14 protein-coding genes are annotated in these 15,679 nt (G+C 63.4%); all 14 read right to left on the bottom strand.

Annotated features, from left to right (window positions below; all coding sequences use genetic code 11):
* Window positions 1–202 precede the first annotated feature (202 nt).
* Window positions 203–1,936, bottom strand: a complete 1,734-nt coding sequence (locus ACYVRU_RS05590) for a polyphosphate--AMP phosphotransferase (RefSeq protein ID WP_461185804.1) — start codon at window positions 1,934–1,936, stop codon at window positions 203–205.
* A 64-nt stretch (window positions 1,937–2,000) separates the two neighbouring features.
* Complete coding sequence (gene ppk1 / locus ACYVRU_RS05585) at window positions 2,001–4,871, bottom strand: polyphosphate kinase 1 (RefSeq protein ID WP_461185803.1); 2,871 nt, start codon at window positions 4,869–4,871, stop codon at window positions 2,001–2,003.
* A 192-nt stretch (window positions 4,872–5,063) separates the two neighbouring features.
* Window positions 5,064–5,471 (bottom strand): type II toxin-antitoxin system VapC family toxin, encoded by a 408-nt coding sequence (locus ACYVRU_RS05580; protein WP_461185802.1) that lies wholly within the window; start codon window positions 5,469–5,471, stop codon window positions 5,064–5,066.
* Window positions 5,468–5,917, bottom strand: coding sequence for a ribbon-helix-helix domain-containing protein (locus ACYVRU_RS05575; RefSeq protein WP_461185801.1), 450 nt, complete (start codon window positions 5,915–5,917; stop codon window positions 5,468–5,470). The genes ACYVRU_RS05580 and ACYVRU_RS05575 overlap by 4 nt, the downstream gene beginning before the upstream one ends.
* 190 nt (window positions 5,918–6,107) lie before the next feature.
* On the bottom strand, window positions 6,108–6,434 hold the full coding sequence (locus ACYVRU_RS05570) for a DMT family transporter (protein WP_461185800.1): 327 nt from the start codon (window positions 6,432–6,434) through the stop codon (window positions 6,108–6,110).
* Entirely contained in the window at window positions 6,434–7,159 is a 726-nt protein-coding gene (locus tag ACYVRU_RS05565) for a B3/B4 domain-containing protein (protein WP_461185799.1), read from the bottom strand. Before ACYVRU_RS05565 ends, ACYVRU_RS05570 begins: the two co-directional genes overlap by 1 nt.
* Before the next feature lie 227 nt (window positions 7,160–7,386).
* Window positions 7,387–8,274: an Rpn family recombination-promoting nuclease/putative transposase gene (locus ACYVRU_RS05560; protein WP_461185798.1), complete on the bottom strand. Its 888-nt coding sequence runs from the start codon at window positions 8,272–8,274 to the stop codon at window positions 7,387–7,389.
* A 130-nt stretch (window positions 8,275–8,404) separates the two neighbouring features.
* The gene (locus ACYVRU_RS05555; protein WP_461185797.1) at window positions 8,405–9,835 is read right to left on the bottom strand and encodes a sodium-dependent transporter; all 1,431 of its coding nucleotides are present in this window, start codon (window positions 9,833–9,835) and stop codon (window positions 8,405–8,407) included.
* A gap of 273 nt (window positions 9,836–10,108) precedes the next feature.
* Window positions 10,109–10,366, bottom strand: a complete 258-nt coding sequence (locus ACYVRU_RS05550) for a PqqD family protein (RefSeq protein WP_461185796.1) — start codon at window positions 10,364–10,366, stop codon at window positions 10,109–10,111.
* Window positions 10,367–10,774: 408 nt separating this feature from the next.
* A complete protein-coding gene (locus ACYVRU_RS05545; RefSeq protein WP_461185795.1) occupies window positions 10,775–12,202 on the bottom strand; it encodes a phosphoglucosamine mutase in 1,428 nt (475 codons plus the stop codon).
* Window positions 12,203–12,317: 115 nt separating this feature from the next.
* The gene (locus tag ACYVRU_RS05540) at window positions 12,318–12,848 is read right to left on the bottom strand and encodes a phosphoribosyl-ATP pyrophosphatase (protein ID WP_114548181.1); all 531 of its coding nucleotides are present in this window, start codon (window positions 12,846–12,848) and stop codon (window positions 12,318–12,320) included.
* A 145-nt stretch (window positions 12,849–12,993) separates the two neighbouring features.
* Entirely contained in the window at window positions 12,994–14,004 is a 1,011-nt protein-coding gene (locus ACYVRU_RS05535; protein ID WP_461185794.1) for a 4Fe-4S binding protein, read from the bottom strand.
* Window positions 14,005–14,013: 9 nt separating this feature from the next.
* Window positions 14,014–14,697 (bottom strand): 4Fe-4S dicluster domain-containing protein, encoded by a 684-nt coding sequence (locus tag ACYVRU_RS05530; protein WP_227069758.1) that lies wholly within the window; start codon window positions 14,695–14,697, stop codon window positions 14,014–14,016.
* 76 nt (window positions 14,698–14,773) lie between these two features.
* Window positions 14,774–15,640 carry a DUF6273 domain-containing protein gene (locus ACYVRU_RS05525; protein ID WP_114548184.1) on the bottom strand — a complete coding sequence of 289 codons (867 nt, stop codon included), beginning with the start codon at window positions 15,638–15,640 and terminating at the stop codon, window positions 14,774–14,776.
* Window positions 15,641–15,679: the final 39 nt, after the last annotated feature.

Below are 15,679 nucleotides of genomic sequence, written 5' to 3'. Positions count from 1 at the left end.
AGCACGATGATGGCCACAACGACCCAGATGGCCTCCATGGGCACTTCGAAACCGAACAAAGACATAGCGGACTCCTTCTATGCAACGGGCCCGTCTTCTGCGCACCCGCCAACTTGCTGATGTTGGGTTCATAGTACCCTGAACCCCGGGTTGGCGCAAGGAAAAACCCCGCGACGACGGCGAACTGTCCTCTTGGAGGGCATCACGAGGCGGGACACTCGCCCAAGCGCTTCTCCAGGGCTTCAACGATGATGCGCAGGGCCTTGATGCGGGCGTAGCGCTTGTCATCGGACTCCAGCACCACCCAGGGAGCGAACGTGGTCGACGTCAAGCGGAACATATCGTCGATGGCGGCCTTGTACTGGGGGTACTTCTCGCGATTGCGCCAATCGTCCTCGGTGATCTTCCACTGCTTGGCCGGGTCGTCCTCGCGGTCCTGGAAGCGGCGCAGCTGCTCCTCGGGGCTCACATCGACCCAGAACTTCAGCAAGATGGCACCCCAATCGACCAGATCGTGCTCGAACTCGTTGATTTCGTCGTAGGCCCGCGACCACTCGGCCGGCGTGGCGAAACCCTCCACGCGCTCCACCAGCACGCGCCCGTACCAGCTGCGATCGTACATGCCCACGTGCCCCGCTTTGGGCAGGCGCGTCCAGTAGCGCCAGAGGAACGGGTGCGCCAGCTCGGGCTTGGTGGGCGCCGGCGACGGGAAGATGGTGTAGGCGCGAGCGTCGAGGGCCTGGGCGACACGCTTGATGTTGCCGCCCTTGCCGGCCGCGTCCCACCCCTCGTACATGAGAATGAGGGGGACCCGGCGCTGGAACATGATGTTCTCCAGGCGGAACAGGCGATCCTGCAGGCGCTTGCGCTCGGTTTTATATTCCTCCAAGGTGAGCGCCAGGCTGTGGTCGATCGTGTCCACCTGGGGGTAGTGCTTCACGATGTCGAAGCGGGACTTCTTGGGGGCCAAATCGTGGGCCGCGGCCGCCTGGGCCTCGGCGCGGGCCAAAGCCACACCGGCTAACATGCCGCGTCCAGGCTGGGTCGCCGGCGCCGGCACCGCACCGGCTGCCTCGGCAGCGGCGGCCTCTTCCACGGCGCGCTCTTCCGCGAGAAGCGCATCGGCCCTCTCGCGGGCCGCCAGCGACGCTTTCAGCACGTCATCGGCCTCCTTGCGGGCGAGCGCGCGCTCCAGGGCGTCCACCAGCGTGCTGGCGATGGCGAGGTTCGTGCGGCGCTTGTCCTCGCCGTTGAGCAGCACCCAGGGAGCGAAGTCGTAGTCGCTGCGCTCGAGCAGACGGTCGTACAGCTCGTAGGCGGTCTCGTAGCCGTGATGGCTCTCGAGCTTCTTCTCGGTCACGCGCCAGCGGGTCACCGGGTCGTCGTGCAGCCGCTGCAAGCGTTCGACTTGGGCTTTCTTGGTCATATGCACGAAGAACTTCACCACCACGTAGCCATCGGCCACAAGCTGCTGCTCGAAGTCGTGAACGGAATCCAAGTAGTGGCGCTCCTCCTTCTTGGGAAGCAGCAACTTGGCCGGCGCGTTGTAGAGCATATGCTGAATGACCGCCGTATACCAACCACGATCGTAGAACGTGATGGAGTTCCGCTCGCCTAAGGCCTTCCAGAAGGGCTGCATAATGGGGTAGAAGCCCGTCACGCCGCACTCGCGGCCGACGAACTCGCGCTCGGTGTCCGGATCGAGGTCGAGCCCCACGTAAACCCCGGTGGAGCGGGCGTCTAAGTGATACATGAGATCGGAGATACGACTGCCCTTGCCGGCGCCGTTCCAGCCCTCGAACAGCACCACGAGCCCCACGCCCTCGTTGTGGGCCTGCTGCTGGAGCACCACGAGCTTGGCCAGAAGTTCGTCCCACTGCTCCTTGTAGGCGGCCTTCTTCATGGGCTTCTTGTTGAACTTGACCTTCTCGAGCATGGCTTTCCTTTCCCCTATCCTTAGGTGTTCGTCTTCTGCGATGACCGGGCGCTGCGGCGTTGGCCTATTTGCCGAACAGGCGGCGAAAGAACCGCGCGATGGCACTGCCCTGGGGCGCCGGCTCCACCACGGCGGCCGGCACGATGGCGCGGCCGTCGTCGGCACGAGCGGCATCCACGACCTCGGCTGCAGGAGCCGGAGCGGGGACCGGTGCCGTTACCGCAGCAGCGGTCGGCGCGGTATCGGGCCGCGGATGAGCCCCTTCCGCGGCTGCCACCACGGCGGCGTCCAGCTCCGCGCGCTCGGCCACGGGCCCCTCGGCGGCCGAAGCCGCCTCGGCCGGAGTGCTCGTGGCCGGATCAGCCGAGGCCGGGTCGGCCACGGCCGAACCAGAGTCGGCAGCGGGAACATTCTCCGCGGGCGCCGGCGTCCCTTGGGCCTCACGGGCCTGCAGAGCGGCCACCTCCTGGGCCACGCCCTTGGTCACCGCCTCCAAAACCGACGCCGCCGTAGCCGTCGCCGCCGCGGCCATGGCATCGGCCGCATCGCGCACGGCCTTGGCCTCGGCCGCCTCCAACTCCGGCGAGCGATGGGCGATAAACTCCGACCCCTCTTCCGTCACCACCTCGTCGGCACCGGCCGGGGCGCTCCCTGCGGTCGCCACCTCCCCGAGCGGAAACACCATGCGCGCACTGCCGCCGTTGTTGGCCTCCTGACGGGCGGCCAGCTCGGCCGACACGAGCTTCATGCGCTGAGCCTCGGCAATGAGGTACTTCTGGGAATCGAACAGCTCTACCTCCCCGTTCTCGTCACGTTCGGCGAAAGCGCCGAGCGCCGTGTAGGAGCCGTCGGGCAGAAGCTCGCGCAGCTTGGCGGTGTCGGAGTAGCAGATGCCCAAATACCCCAGCACCTGGTTGCGCAGCGTATCGTTCAAAATGGGCCAGGCGATCTCGATGCGCTTGTCCATGTTGCGGGTCATGAGGTCGGCGCTGGACAGGTACAGCTTGCAGTCGTCGCGCGGGCCGAAGCCGTAGATGCGGCTGTGCTCGAGCAGCTGGCCGACGATGGACACTTCGCGTACGCGGTCGGTATAGCCCTCCACGCCCGGCAGGATGCAGGAGATGCCGCGCACGAACAGGTCGATGGGCACCCCCGCCTGGGAGGCCTCCACCAGCTTGTCGATGACCTCCTTATCGGTGATGGAGTTCGTCTTGAAGAACAGCCCACACTTCTCGCCGCGGCGCGCGCGCTCGATCTGCTCGTCGATGTTGCGCAAGATGTTCTGCTTGATCATGAGCGGCGCGACCCACAGGATGTCGTAGTTGTCTGAGGTGTTCTCCAGCGCCATGTTGCGGAAGAAGTCGGCGGCGTCGTGGCCGATCTGTGAGTCGCAGGTGATGAACGAGAAGTCGGTGTAGAGCTTCGCCGTCTTCTCGTTGTAGTTGCCCGTGCCCAGCTGGGTGATGTGCTGCAGGCCGTTTTCCGTTTGGCGCGTGATGGTGCAGATCTTCGAGTGCACCTTGAAGTTGCGGAAGCCGTAAATGACGTGGCAGCCGGCGGCCTCGAAGCGCTGGGACCATTCGATGTTGTTGGACTCGTCGAAGCGGGCGCGCAGCTCGAACAGCGCCGTGACCTCCTTGCCGTTCTCGGCGGCGTTGATGAGGGCCTCGGCCAGATGCGACTGGCTCGCCAGGCGGTACAGCGTGATCTTGATGGAAACGACGGCCGGATCCACCGAGGCCTCGCGCAAAAGCTGCACGAAGGCGTCCATGGACTGGTAGGGGTAGGACAAGAGCACCTCGTGCTCGCTCACCTGCTCGATGATGGAGCGCTTGCGGTCGAGGCAGGCGGGCCACTGGGGCGTGAACGGCGCCTGAGTGAGCGCGGCGCGCGCCTCGGCGGACAGACGGCTGCCCAGCCCCCAGGTGTAGCCCATGTTCAGCGGCACACGGGTGACGAACAGCTGGTGCTCAGCCAGACCCAGCTTCTCCAGCAGAAGCCCCTTCACCGTGCGCGAGAGCGGCCGCTCGCTTTCCAGACGCACCGGGGCCAAGCGGCTGCGCTTCTTCAGAATGCGCTTCATGTGCTCGCGGTAGTCCTCGCCCTGCTCCTCGGCGCCTTCCGTGGCATCCAAATCGGCGTTGCGGGTCACGCAGATGATGTTGGTGTGCTTGACCGTGTACATGGAGAAGACCTCGGCAGCGAACATCTCGATGGCGCGCTCCACCAGGATGAACTGCAAGCCATCGCCGGGCAGTTCGATGACGCGGCTCGTCTGGCGCGGTAGCGGGATGATGCCCAGCGTCACGCCCTCGGCTCCCAGATTCTTCGTGGCCTTCGCCTCGGCCTTGTCGCGGGCGCGCTCCTCCTTCGACTTCTTCGCCTTGGGACGCGCCTCCTCATCGAGGCGCACGACGATGTACAGGCCGCCGTTTTCCAGGTGCGGGAAAGGGTGCCGCGCGTTGATGATCTGCGGCGAGAGGAAGGGCAGCACGTTGTCTTCCATGTAGCCGCGCAGATAATCGCGCTGCTCGGCCGTGAGGTCTTCCTTGTGCAAACCGCGAATGCCCTGTTCGGCAAGGAGGCTGCGGACCGTTTTATAGGTTTCCTCGTAGTAGGGGTACAGCTCGTGGCAGCGGGCGTAGATGGCCTCCAGCTGCTGGGCCGGCGTCATGCCGGACTTCGGGTCGATGATGGACTTCTTCAAAAGCGACAGGTCGGTGAGCGAGCCGACGCGCACCATGAAGAACTCCTGCAAGTTGCTCCAGAAGATGGAGATGAAGTTCAAACGCTCAAGCAGCGGCACCGTGGGATCGGCGCCCTGGTCGAGCACGCGCTTGTTGAAATCGAGCCACGAAAGCTCGCGGTTCTGCATATAAGGCGGCTTCACAATCGTCGTCGTTGCCGCGGTATCCTTCGATGCCTGTGCGTTCATGGGCCTAGCCTTCTCCCTCTTGTATAGTCGCTGGCCGAAAAAATCAAGCCGCGCACCGGAACGCGCGCGACCTATGTATTTTATCATTCTTTGGACGATTAGCCGAAATTTGGCAACGGGATGTCAACGGCCCTGGAGAAAGCAGTCCGATGTGTCAGACCGCTCCTGGGATCCTCGCCAAAACCGCCCACCCTACAAGCTCGCCGCCCCGAGACAGTTCACCCCATTGGCCTCGCAGATGGCTCTCAGCTTCTTGTCGAACGTGAAGAGCGTAGCAGCATTGCGCCGAGCGAGGGCGAGATAAAGCATATCGTAAACAGGGTGGTTGTTCCGCGCAGCCTCATGAAGCGCCTCCAGCAGAAGCGATTCGTCATCCGCATAACCGTCTATCAAATCAAGCGCATTCTGGAAGAGCTCGATGCCTTCCTCCTCGGAAAGACCCCCTATCCGTATGTACTTCCAAGCCACATTGCCCATTTCGGTTACGAAGCATCGTGGAGCAATGATCGCCTCCCCATTGCCCACAAGCATTCTGAGCGCCTGCCCCGCTTCTCCGCCTTGGGCCATCGCCACGGCGGCATTAGCATCCAGAACGATCATTGACGCCCCCCCTCGTCTTCGATGTCGGCAAAAGGATCAAGGGATGCCATAATGCGATCGGTGCGCTCTTCCCTTCCCTCTCTTACCAATGCAACGATCTCATCAGTCGTCAGCGTCTTGCACTTCCAGTTCAGTTCATCGAAATTGGCGAAAATCTGCTGACGCCTCTGCGCTCGGGACTCCTCGATTGCCCCTCTTTCCTGCCAGAAGCTTCCCTTTGCGACCCCCGCAGAAGCGAGCTGAATATCACCATTGCGCGGCGCAAGGCGTGACAGACGATCTGCATCAAACGGAAAGGGTTCCTGCCGCAGCGCCGATGCCTCGGCCAGCATTTCCTCCACGGCGATGATCGTCTGCTGGGCAATAGAGCGATGGTTGCGCGCCGCGTATTCCTTCAGCTCATCGTAAAGCGTCGCCGGAAAATCCCTTACCTGAAGCGCAGGCATCTCTTGTCCTCTCTTCCAGAGCAATCATTGCATGCATTATACCTACTTTTACATGCATATACAAGCGGCCTAGTGCAATCCCCGTTCTGACTATCGTTCCGCCGATAATTAGAACGGGGTCACCGTGGCGATCGCCCTGGCCTGCGTCCTCGGCTGCTCCGTGGAGGATCTGATGCAGGGGGTGTAAAGATCAATCAGCTGCGCCGTCGACGAGCTTGAGGCCGATGACGCAGCCGACGAGGCCCGCGATGAGTAGGATGCGGGCGAGGCTTGCGGGCTCCGACCCTGTGACCATGCCGTAGATGACCGTGAGCGCCGCGCCGATGCCGACCCACACGGCGTAGGCGGTTCCCGTCGGCAGCGTCTTCACGGCGAAAGAGAGCCCCAGCATGGAAAGCACCAGGGCCACAACGAACACAATGGTGGGGCCGACGTGGGTGAAGCCCTCGGACTTGCCGAGGGCTATGGCCCACACCGATTCCATGCAGCCCGAGGCCACAAGCACAAGCCAACTCATTATTCGTCGATCACCATGGTCGGATTGTCGCGGGTGACGATCTGCTTGGCGAAGATGTCGGCGCCCAGGTAGCGCTGCACCATGGCGGCCAGCTGGTCGGTGGCGGCAGCCAGATCGTCAGCACGGGCCGGATCGACGGACTCGATGATGAGGAAGGCCTTCTTCGAATCGTCGGTCAGGGCCGTGCGCTCGCCGTCGCGCCAGTTCCAGCAGCGGCAGATGGCACCGGCATCGTCGCGATAGCACAGCTCGCCTTCCAACGTGGGCGCGTCCTCCTCCTCGCCGAGCGGACGGAACGCATCGCCGCCCTCGGTGATGCCGAGGCGGATGTCGCCGGCCATGGCATCGATGTCCTCACCGCCCACGGGCAGCGCGTGCGTAAGCGACACCGTGTTGTAGATGTCCACCGACGGCGTGATGGAGCCCACGGGATTGCCCTTCAGCACGCGCTTGAGCAGGTTCTCGATGGAGCAGCGCGCGCCCTTCTTCGTCCTGAACTTCTGGTAGGCGTCGCGCCATACGGCCACCACCTCGTTCTGCGAGATGGTGTTGCTCTCCAGGTGCTGATCGGCCTTTCCGTTGGCCTCGGCAAGAGCGCGCGCGATGGCGGCGGCGTCTTCGGGCGCCACCTCTTCAGTCGGCTTCATGTTGTGAGCCACGACGATGCCGATCTGAGCCTCGGGGAACAGCTCCCAAAACGACTCTTCCGTCACGAACTGCTTCATAGGTCTTCCTTTCTCGACGGCCGTCGCGCCCGCAAAGCCCTCGGCTTCGCGTGCCAGCACAAACGCGACGACCTTCTCCAACGAAAAAGCGCCCGCGGGGCGAACATCTTCAAAGGCCTAACGATGTCCGCGCTGCGAGCGCTTCGTGCCTACCCGGCGGCAGGCTATGTGCTTTAAGCTGGCTCCATGATAGCACGATGGCAGCGGCTATATCCAGTTTGGCATTTTCAGAGACCGAACTCCACGAGCAGCGCTTCGCGGTAGGCAGCGTCCTCGGAGACGCGCTTTGCGTCGTCGAGGCGGCCCGTGTCAATAAGACGACCGACGAGAGCTCCTAAGCGATCCATGCCCTGCTCGATACCCTGCTCGATACCCTGCTCGATACCCTGCTCGATGCCCTGCTCGATACCCTGCTCGATGCCCTGCTCGATGCCCTGCTCGATGCCCTGCTCCAGAGCCTCTTCCCTGGCCCGGCGACAGCGCATCTCGGTCTCCTGCTCATAGGTCAGCACGCGATTCACCCACTCTCGATCTTCGTTGAACGCATCGACCAGAGCGTCGATCTCTTCCGACAACGGCCCCAAGGCCTCTCCAGTCTGGAGGTATCGTAGCACATCCCGCAAGCCGGGATCAGCAGCCGTCTCCCACGCTGTGGCATTGAGCACCACCCAGGGAGAGCCGTCCCCTACATCAAGATCTCGATAATCAATGCACTGCCGCTCAATCACGTACAATGGGGAGCCTTTGCCATAGGCGTCGAAGGTGCAGACGAACATCACGTAGCTCTCAGGCAGATCACCGAAGTCCGCCCCCGCGCCCAGCTCGCCCACGTCCATGGCGGCCTGGTAGTAGCGCATGCGACGCCCTAGGTCGCGTTCCTTTGCGACTTGCATCTCGATGTCATAGACCCGCCCGCCCCCTCTGGCGAACACATCCAGGCGCACGCCCCGCCCTGACGTCAGCGGCTCGAAGCACTGCTCGGCGTTCAAGTAGGATATCTCGCCCGCCTCTATCCCAAGCGCAGCGCGCAGAATCTTGCGGCAAACATCCTTCTCGCACAGTACTCGATTAAACATCCAGCGGTCCTGGAACCCCAGTTTTCTCTTTGTCATCATGAACCCTCTTCGATCAGCGACAAGTCGATGGAGGGACATTCTGCCAGAGCACGACCGTAGCAATGACGCGGGAAAGTCCCGTTCTATTCCTCGCGCCAACCGCAACGGAGTCGCACTAGAGTCGCATCTTCTACCCGATGCCGCCGTAGAAGATGCCGAGCACGATGACCAGCGCGGTGATGCCCACGAACACGTAGCGGGTGAACACGTTGAACCACGCTCCCAAAGGCTTCTTGCGCCCCAGCTCCGCCTGGCTCTTCGCGAAGCCCGCCGGGCACACCCAGAAGAACATGATGGCCGCCAGGAACGCGCCCACAGGGATGACGTAGATGGAGATGACGTCCATCCAGTCGCTCATCGAGCTGCCGCCTTCGATAAACAGGCCCACGGCCACGGCAGCCACGGCGATAATGCCCACCGACGCCAACCGCGACAGTCCCAGCTGTTTCTGAAGCGCCTCCACCGGTGCCTCGAACAAATTCATGAGGCTCGTGATGGCGGCGAACACCACGGCCACGAACAGGATGACCGCGAAAACGCCGCCGAAAGGCATCTCCTGAAACACCTGGGCCAGCGTGATGAACAGAAGCGGCGGCCCAGAGGACACGTCCAACCCGAAGGCGAACACCGCCGGCACCACCACGCACGCGGACACGAGCCCCGCGATGGTGTCGAAGATGGCGACGTTCTTCGCCGCGTCCACCACGTCCACGTCTCGCTTCAGGTAGCTGCCGTACACCAGCGTGCCGCAGCCGGCCAACGACAGGCTGAAGAATGCCTGGCCGAGCGCGTACACCCAGGTAGTGGGATTCAGCAGCGCCTCCCAGCGGGGCACGAGCAGGTACAGATAGCCCGCTTCCGCCCCCGGCAGCGTGGCCACGCGGATGGCGATGATGACGAACAGCACGAAGAAGGTGGGCATGAGCACCTTGTTCGCCTTCTCGATGCCCCGGGACACGCCGAGGATCATGATGCCGAAGGTGATGGCCAGCCCCAGCAAGTGGAAACCCACGTTACCGAAGTCCGACGCCATGGCTCCGAAGAAGGCGCCCGTATCGGTTTGGGCCATAAGCTCGCCGGTCATCGCCGAGAACAGGTAATGGCAAGCCCAGCCCAGCACCACGGCATACCCGATGGCCAAGGCGAGCGACCCCAGCGTGGGAATTAGCCCGATGATCTTGCCGATGCGCTCGCCATGCCGCACGCCGCGCATCTCCATGGCGCGCCCGAAAGCTCCCATGGGGCCGGTGCCCATGGCGCGGCCGAAGGCCATCTCCCCGATCACGCCAGTGAAGCCGAGCAGGGCCACGAAGATGAGGTACGGAATGAGGAAGGCCGCGCCGCCCAGCTGGGCCACACGGTAGGGGAACAACCAGATATTGGCCATGCCCACCGCACTGCCCACGCAGGCGAGGATGAACCCGGTGTGGGTGGCCCAGGTGTCGCGCGCGCGGCCGCCCTTGCCGCCCTTGCCGCCGGGCGCGCCTGCACCGCCCGTCTCCTCGCCGACCTCGATGGCCCGCGCCTCTTCCGCAATGATATTGTCGCTCCGGTTCGCCACAGCGCCCTCCTTGAATTTCCGTGCCTTCCATCATAGCGAAAGGCGCGGCGCGAACAAGCAGGTTCTGGTCAGAGGAACAAATCTCGCACGCGCTTCCCCTCCTTTCGTGCAGGATTTTGCGATTAAGAGAGTCCCCGAGCGCTATTTGTGCAGGATTTTGCGATAGGGAGAGCCTGCAGCGACTGAAAGGACGTGCATGACTCTCCTAATCGCAAAATCCTGCATACTTTTGAGCAATGGCCGACATGAGGCAACAATGTCAGTGGCCAACTGCTAGGAACTCAGAAAACCACTCGCTTCCATTTCGTCGAGCCAGGCGGCCACCTCGTCGCGGGACTGGGTGGGGGTCCCGTTGAAATAATGGCGCAACGCGTCGGCAATACCCTCGGCGGAAAGCCCCGTGAGAGCCAGCGCGAGAATGGAGCCTCCCATCTTGTTCATGGCGAAGCACTTGCCCTCGGCATCGTACAGGGAAACGCTCTGGCCGCTTCTTGCCAGATAGGCCCCGGGAGCAAGGGTTCGCGTTTTCATGCCGTCCGTCCTTTCGTCACCATTCGAAGCAGGACCGAGGACAGGAAGCTCTTGCACCGATCACCACCAAACAAGTAACTGCAGCGTAACGGTGACTCCTTGTAAATAACCCCAGGTTAACAGTATTGCCATGTTCTGTTACCAAAGCGAAATCCATGAGCTGTTCGCTTAGAAAACATCACCGCCGAACAAACCTTGCGACTCCATCGAACATAGTCATTTTCGAAATCTCCCAAGTAAATGCCAGTTCGACCCCGTAATGGCAAGAATGAACTTCCGTGGGGAGCCGAAAATGCCAGTTCGACCTCGAAATGGTAAGAATCGGGGATGCACACCTTGCCATTACGGGGTCGAACTGGCATTTACTGCATTGTTTCCGAAAAACGGAACCTGTCGGTCGCCTTCGCCTTACACGCAGGCTTCCACCACGGCGGCGATGGCCTCGGCGTGCGCTTGCGCGGCGGCCGGATCAACCGCCTCCACCATCACGCGCACCACCGGCTCGGTGCCACTCGGGCGCAGAAGCACGCGGCCGTCCTCGCCGAGTGCCTCCTCAGCGGAGGCCACGGCAGCGGCCACCTCGGCGCTGTCCTCCACAGCATGCTTGTCGTTCACACGCACGTTAATCAGGGTCTGCGGCATCTTCTCCATGACCTGGATGGCCTCGGCCACGGGCTTGCCGGAACGGATGACCGCCGCCAAGAACTGGCAGGCCGTCATGAGGCCGTCGCCCGTGGAGTTGTGATCGAGCAGAATCATGTGGCCGGACTGCTCGCCGCCGATGGAGTAGCCGTGCTCGCGCATGGCCTCCAGAACGTAGCGGTCGCCTACCTTGGTCTGCACCACGTTGATGCCCATCTCTTTCATGGCGCGCACGAAACCGAAGTTGCACATCACCGTGGACACAACCGTGTCGCCGGCCAGCACGCCGCGTTCGCGCATATCGAGCGCGCAGACCGCTTCCACCATATCGCCGTCGATCTCGGTGCCATCGGGCGCCATGAGCATGACGCGGTCAGCATCGCCATCATGCGCAATACCCACATCGGCACCCGTCTCGGCCATAAGCGCGCGCAGGGGCTCGAGATGAGTGGAGCCGCACCGCACGTTGATGTCCATGCCGTCGAAATCATCGTTGATGACGCTCACCTCGGCGCCCAACCGCCGCAGAGCCTCCGGGGACGTGAGCGAGGAAGCACCGTGACCCGTATCCAAAGCGATGCGCAGGCCCTTGAAGGAAATGCCCTGCTCCTCGATGGAACGGGCTGCATGATCGATGTAAATGTCGCAAGCGTTTTCCAGCGGAATGACCACGCCCACCTCGGCACCAGCAGGCATCTTGATTTCGGAAGCCAGATAGCTCGTCGCATCGGCGGGAGCATCGGGCGCAGCGGCTTGAGCGGCGTTCCAGGCAGCCTCCTCGGCGGCAGCGACCTCGCCTTCCAATCCACCGTTGACGATGAAGGCCTCGATCTCGTCTTCCACGGCGTCGGGCAGCTTGAAACCCTGGGCGTCGAAGAACTTGATGCCGTTGTACTCCGGCGGATTGTGAGAGGCGGAGATGACCGCGCCGCCCGCCGCGCGCATTTCGCGCACGAGCAGGGCCACGCCCGGCGTGGGGATGATGCCTGCCTCGAGCACGGTACCACCGGCACTCATGATGCCCGCGGAAAGGGCGGCGCCCAGCATGTCGCCGGAGCGGCGCGTGTCGCGACCCACAACGATAGTCTTGCCGAGATAGATGGCGGCGGCCTGGCCAAGACGATAGGCCATCTCGCAGGTCAGCTCCACATTTGCGATACCGCGCACGCCATCAGTTCCAAACAGTCGGGCCATGAAATCCTTCTTTCCTTCAACTCGGGGGCTCCCCCGAAGTTCTTCATATCGTTTCGCTCGCTCAGGCTGCCGCGAGATTCCCGTCTCTTCCCCGCACAAGACCTGCAGCTGAACGCTACTTTCCGCGTCGTACGAACTCGTCGTGCAAGCGAACGGCGCCGTGCGGCCGCTCTCCTTCGGTCATGCGATTGTTCAGCTCGGCAGCAAACTCGTCGAGCGTGATGCCGTAGCGCTCCAGCACGACGAGAAGATGATACACCACATCGGCGGCCTCGTAGCGCAAATGATCGACCGCCTCGCCGTACTCCGGGGGCAGCTGGACGGAAAGGGGGAAGTCGGCGCCGCCGTCAGCCGTCTCCGCGCCGGTAGTCGTCCCGCCAGCCTCAGTCGCCTCCAACGCCACAGCCGCCGCGAGCGAGGACGTCGCCCAGCCCTCTACGTCCTTGGCGGCCAGGGCCACCTCCCCGGACTCTTCCATGACCTTCTTCAGCACGCCGTCGACGTTGCCAGTCAGAAGCCGGTAGGTGTAGCTCGCCTCGTCGGCGTCGCGACGCGCGGCGATAGTGGCGGCGAGCGCCTCCAACGTCGCGCCAATCTGCGAGGCCGGAGCCGCCTCGCCTTCGGGGATGAACGTCTTGTTGACCATTGAATGCAGCACTTTCTCTCGGGCAGCCACCATGATATTTCTCTCCATGATACCCAACCGCAAAAAGCAGGGGCGGCCCGAAAGCCGCCCCTGATAAAAATCACAGGTTTCGAGAAGATGGCGCGAGCCGTCGGCCCCCACCGCCTTACGCTTCTTCGGGTTCCAAATCGTCCAAAGCCGGTGCGGCAGACGTTTTCGCCTTCCCGCCACCGCGAACCGAGGAGAGGGCATTGGCGAAGGGAACGGGCTTGCCGCTGACGACGCGGAAGGCGATGGCACTTGTGGGACAAGCATCGACGCAGTCGCCGCAGCGGGCGCAGTCGTGCAGGGGCAGCTCGCCCAAGTCGGGGTGACGCAGGTTCACGTCGAAGGTGCAGGCCGTGGCGCAGCGGCTGCAGGCCGTACCCTTGGCCGTCTCCAGGCAGCGCTCGTTGTCGATGACCGGCATGCCCGTGCGGCTGAAGCGGGAGATGAGGCTCATGAACGCCGAGATGGGGCAGAACCGGCCGCACCATTTGCGCAAGAATACCCGCTCAATGACAAGCATGGCCGGCACGAACAGAAGCGACCAATTCAAGTCGCCCGCGCCGAACAGGCTCACCAGCAAGGCCACCGCTGCGAAAGTGAGGCCCACGGGGCACACGAGGCAGAACACGGGGAACCCGAACACAGCCATCGTCAGCAGCGCACCGCCGAGCACCGCATGGCGCGAGTCGAAAGGCGCGTTGCGCTTGGCGTGGCAGGCTCCGCAGGCGGCGCAGTCGTGAGTCGCCGACGCCTCTTTCAGCGCTGCGATCTCCTCGGCGGCGAGGGCCTGGTTCGCTTGAGAGAGGGCCTCCGCCTCCTGCTCGCGTTTCTTCACGGGCTTGAAGAACTCCTTCACTCGGCGCCACAGGGTCACGGGGCAGATCCAGCCGCAGAACAGGCGGCCCAAAAGCAGCACGAGGGCGATGGCCACCACGATGCTCAGCACCGCACGCGGGATGAGGGTCTTGGCCGCCACCATGGATAGCAGCGCGCCCACCGGGCACAGAACCGCGATGTCGTTCGCCCCGAATCCGCACCAGGTTCCCGTGGCCACGCCGGCAATAAGGCAGACGGCCAGCGCCGCAAAAGCCACAGCGGCCACCGCAGTGCGCGCATTCTTGAACTTCATGACGACCCCCTACCCTTCCAGCGGCTTCACGACAATGGCACGCTCCGAGGCGTTCATGGTGGAGCCGGCCTGGGCCGACACGCACACGGCCTCGCAGGCGCCGCAACCGTTGCACTTCTCGGCATCCACCACGGGCAGCCGCGTGTCCAGGGCATCCGCCGCATCGGCGTTCTGGTAGTAGATGGCCGCATTCTCCTCGCCACGCACCTGGATGCACACGTCGTGGCAGAAAGCGCAGAAGCTGCTGCGGTAGGCGATGCACGTTTCGGTATTCAGTACCGCCACGCCAATGACCTCGGTTTCGGGTGCGTAATCGACCGGCAGCTGCAAAGCCCCGGAAGGGCACACAGCCGCGCAGAGGGGCACGCCTCCGTTGCGCTCAGCGCAGAAATCGCAGTAGCGGAAATCGTCCAGCTGACCGGGGTAGCAGTCGGAGAACTCCATGCGCGGCGTGCGCATATTCAGCACGCCCGCATCAAGAGAGGCAGCCACGATCACCTTCTCGGGGCACGCCTCGATGCAGCGGTAGCAGTGCACGCAGCGGGACACCAGGTTCTCCTCGTCCTGTCCTCCCGGCGGTCGCACGAGCGGCTCGCTGCCCACATAGCGTAGCGCCCCCAGCCCGGCCATGGCCACGGTAGCGCCCACGCCAATACACAACGTCCGCCGCGTCAACGGATTTCCACCAGCCATGCTCATCCTCCTCTCTCGGACTTATCAACAGGAATGGGAGCGACCGATCAACCAGCCGCTCCCGTTCCAAGCGCTTCTAGGAAAGCGCGCTCGTCTCCACCCAGATGGCGGGACGCACGCCAATGTTGCCGCCGAGCGTGCTCTTAAGCTCGCTTCCGTGGTCGTCGAAGCCGTCGTGCAGCTCGCCGGCCATGCGGTAGCCGTCGCCGTGCACGTAGCCGTCGTCGGTCACCACCGAGGCGTAGCCGGCGTAGTAGCCGTTGGAGCGCAGCCACCAGGCCGCCGCGCCGTCAGGCTGCTCGTCGTTGCTCGCCACGCCCACGTAGACGCCCTGCTTCACGGCATAGTCGGTGGGATGGGCCACGCGAGCCGCGTTGTTGGCGAAGTACTGCTTCGCCTCGGCCAGGCTCAGCAGGAAGACCTGGTCAGTCGTCTCTTCGGCCGCATGCACCGAAGGGTCGGCCGCCGTGGCCGCCGTATGGGACACGTTGTTCTTCGTATCGGCGAGCGTCGTGGCAGCGATGGCGCCCTTCTCATCGGCGCTGAAGGCCGCATTCAAAAACTCGCCGTTCAGCCACGTGCGAATCGAGCTCGTCGCCCATTCCACGTCCTTCTGGGGGCGCGGCGACTGCACCGACCACTGGTACGGCTCGGCCGTGTTGTCGTAGGGCACGGCATCCAGCACCGACTCGCTGATGAGCAGCGTCTTGCCGTTCTCCTCGGCAAGCGCAAGCCACGTGATGTCCTGACCCTGGTAGCTGCCGAAAGTGACCGTATCGAAGCTCTGCTCGTCGGCGGACTCGGCACCGGTATAGGCCAGTTGGGTGTTGTCGCCCTTGGAAGGGTCGCTCACCGGCGCGCTTTCCGTAGCGCATCCGGCGAGGCCAAGTGCGAGCGCTCCGGCGGCAAGCGCCAGGCCAGCCCGCTTGTATATTCCTCGCATGAGAACCTCCTTGTCTCATTTCTCGAAGGGCGGGGAGGC

It is taken from the genome of Adlercreutzia sp. CNCM I-6216, assembly GCF_977113345.1.
The sequence above is the reverse complement of the archived record's forward strand: the minus strand, read 5'-3'. Positions and strand labels throughout refer to the sequence as shown.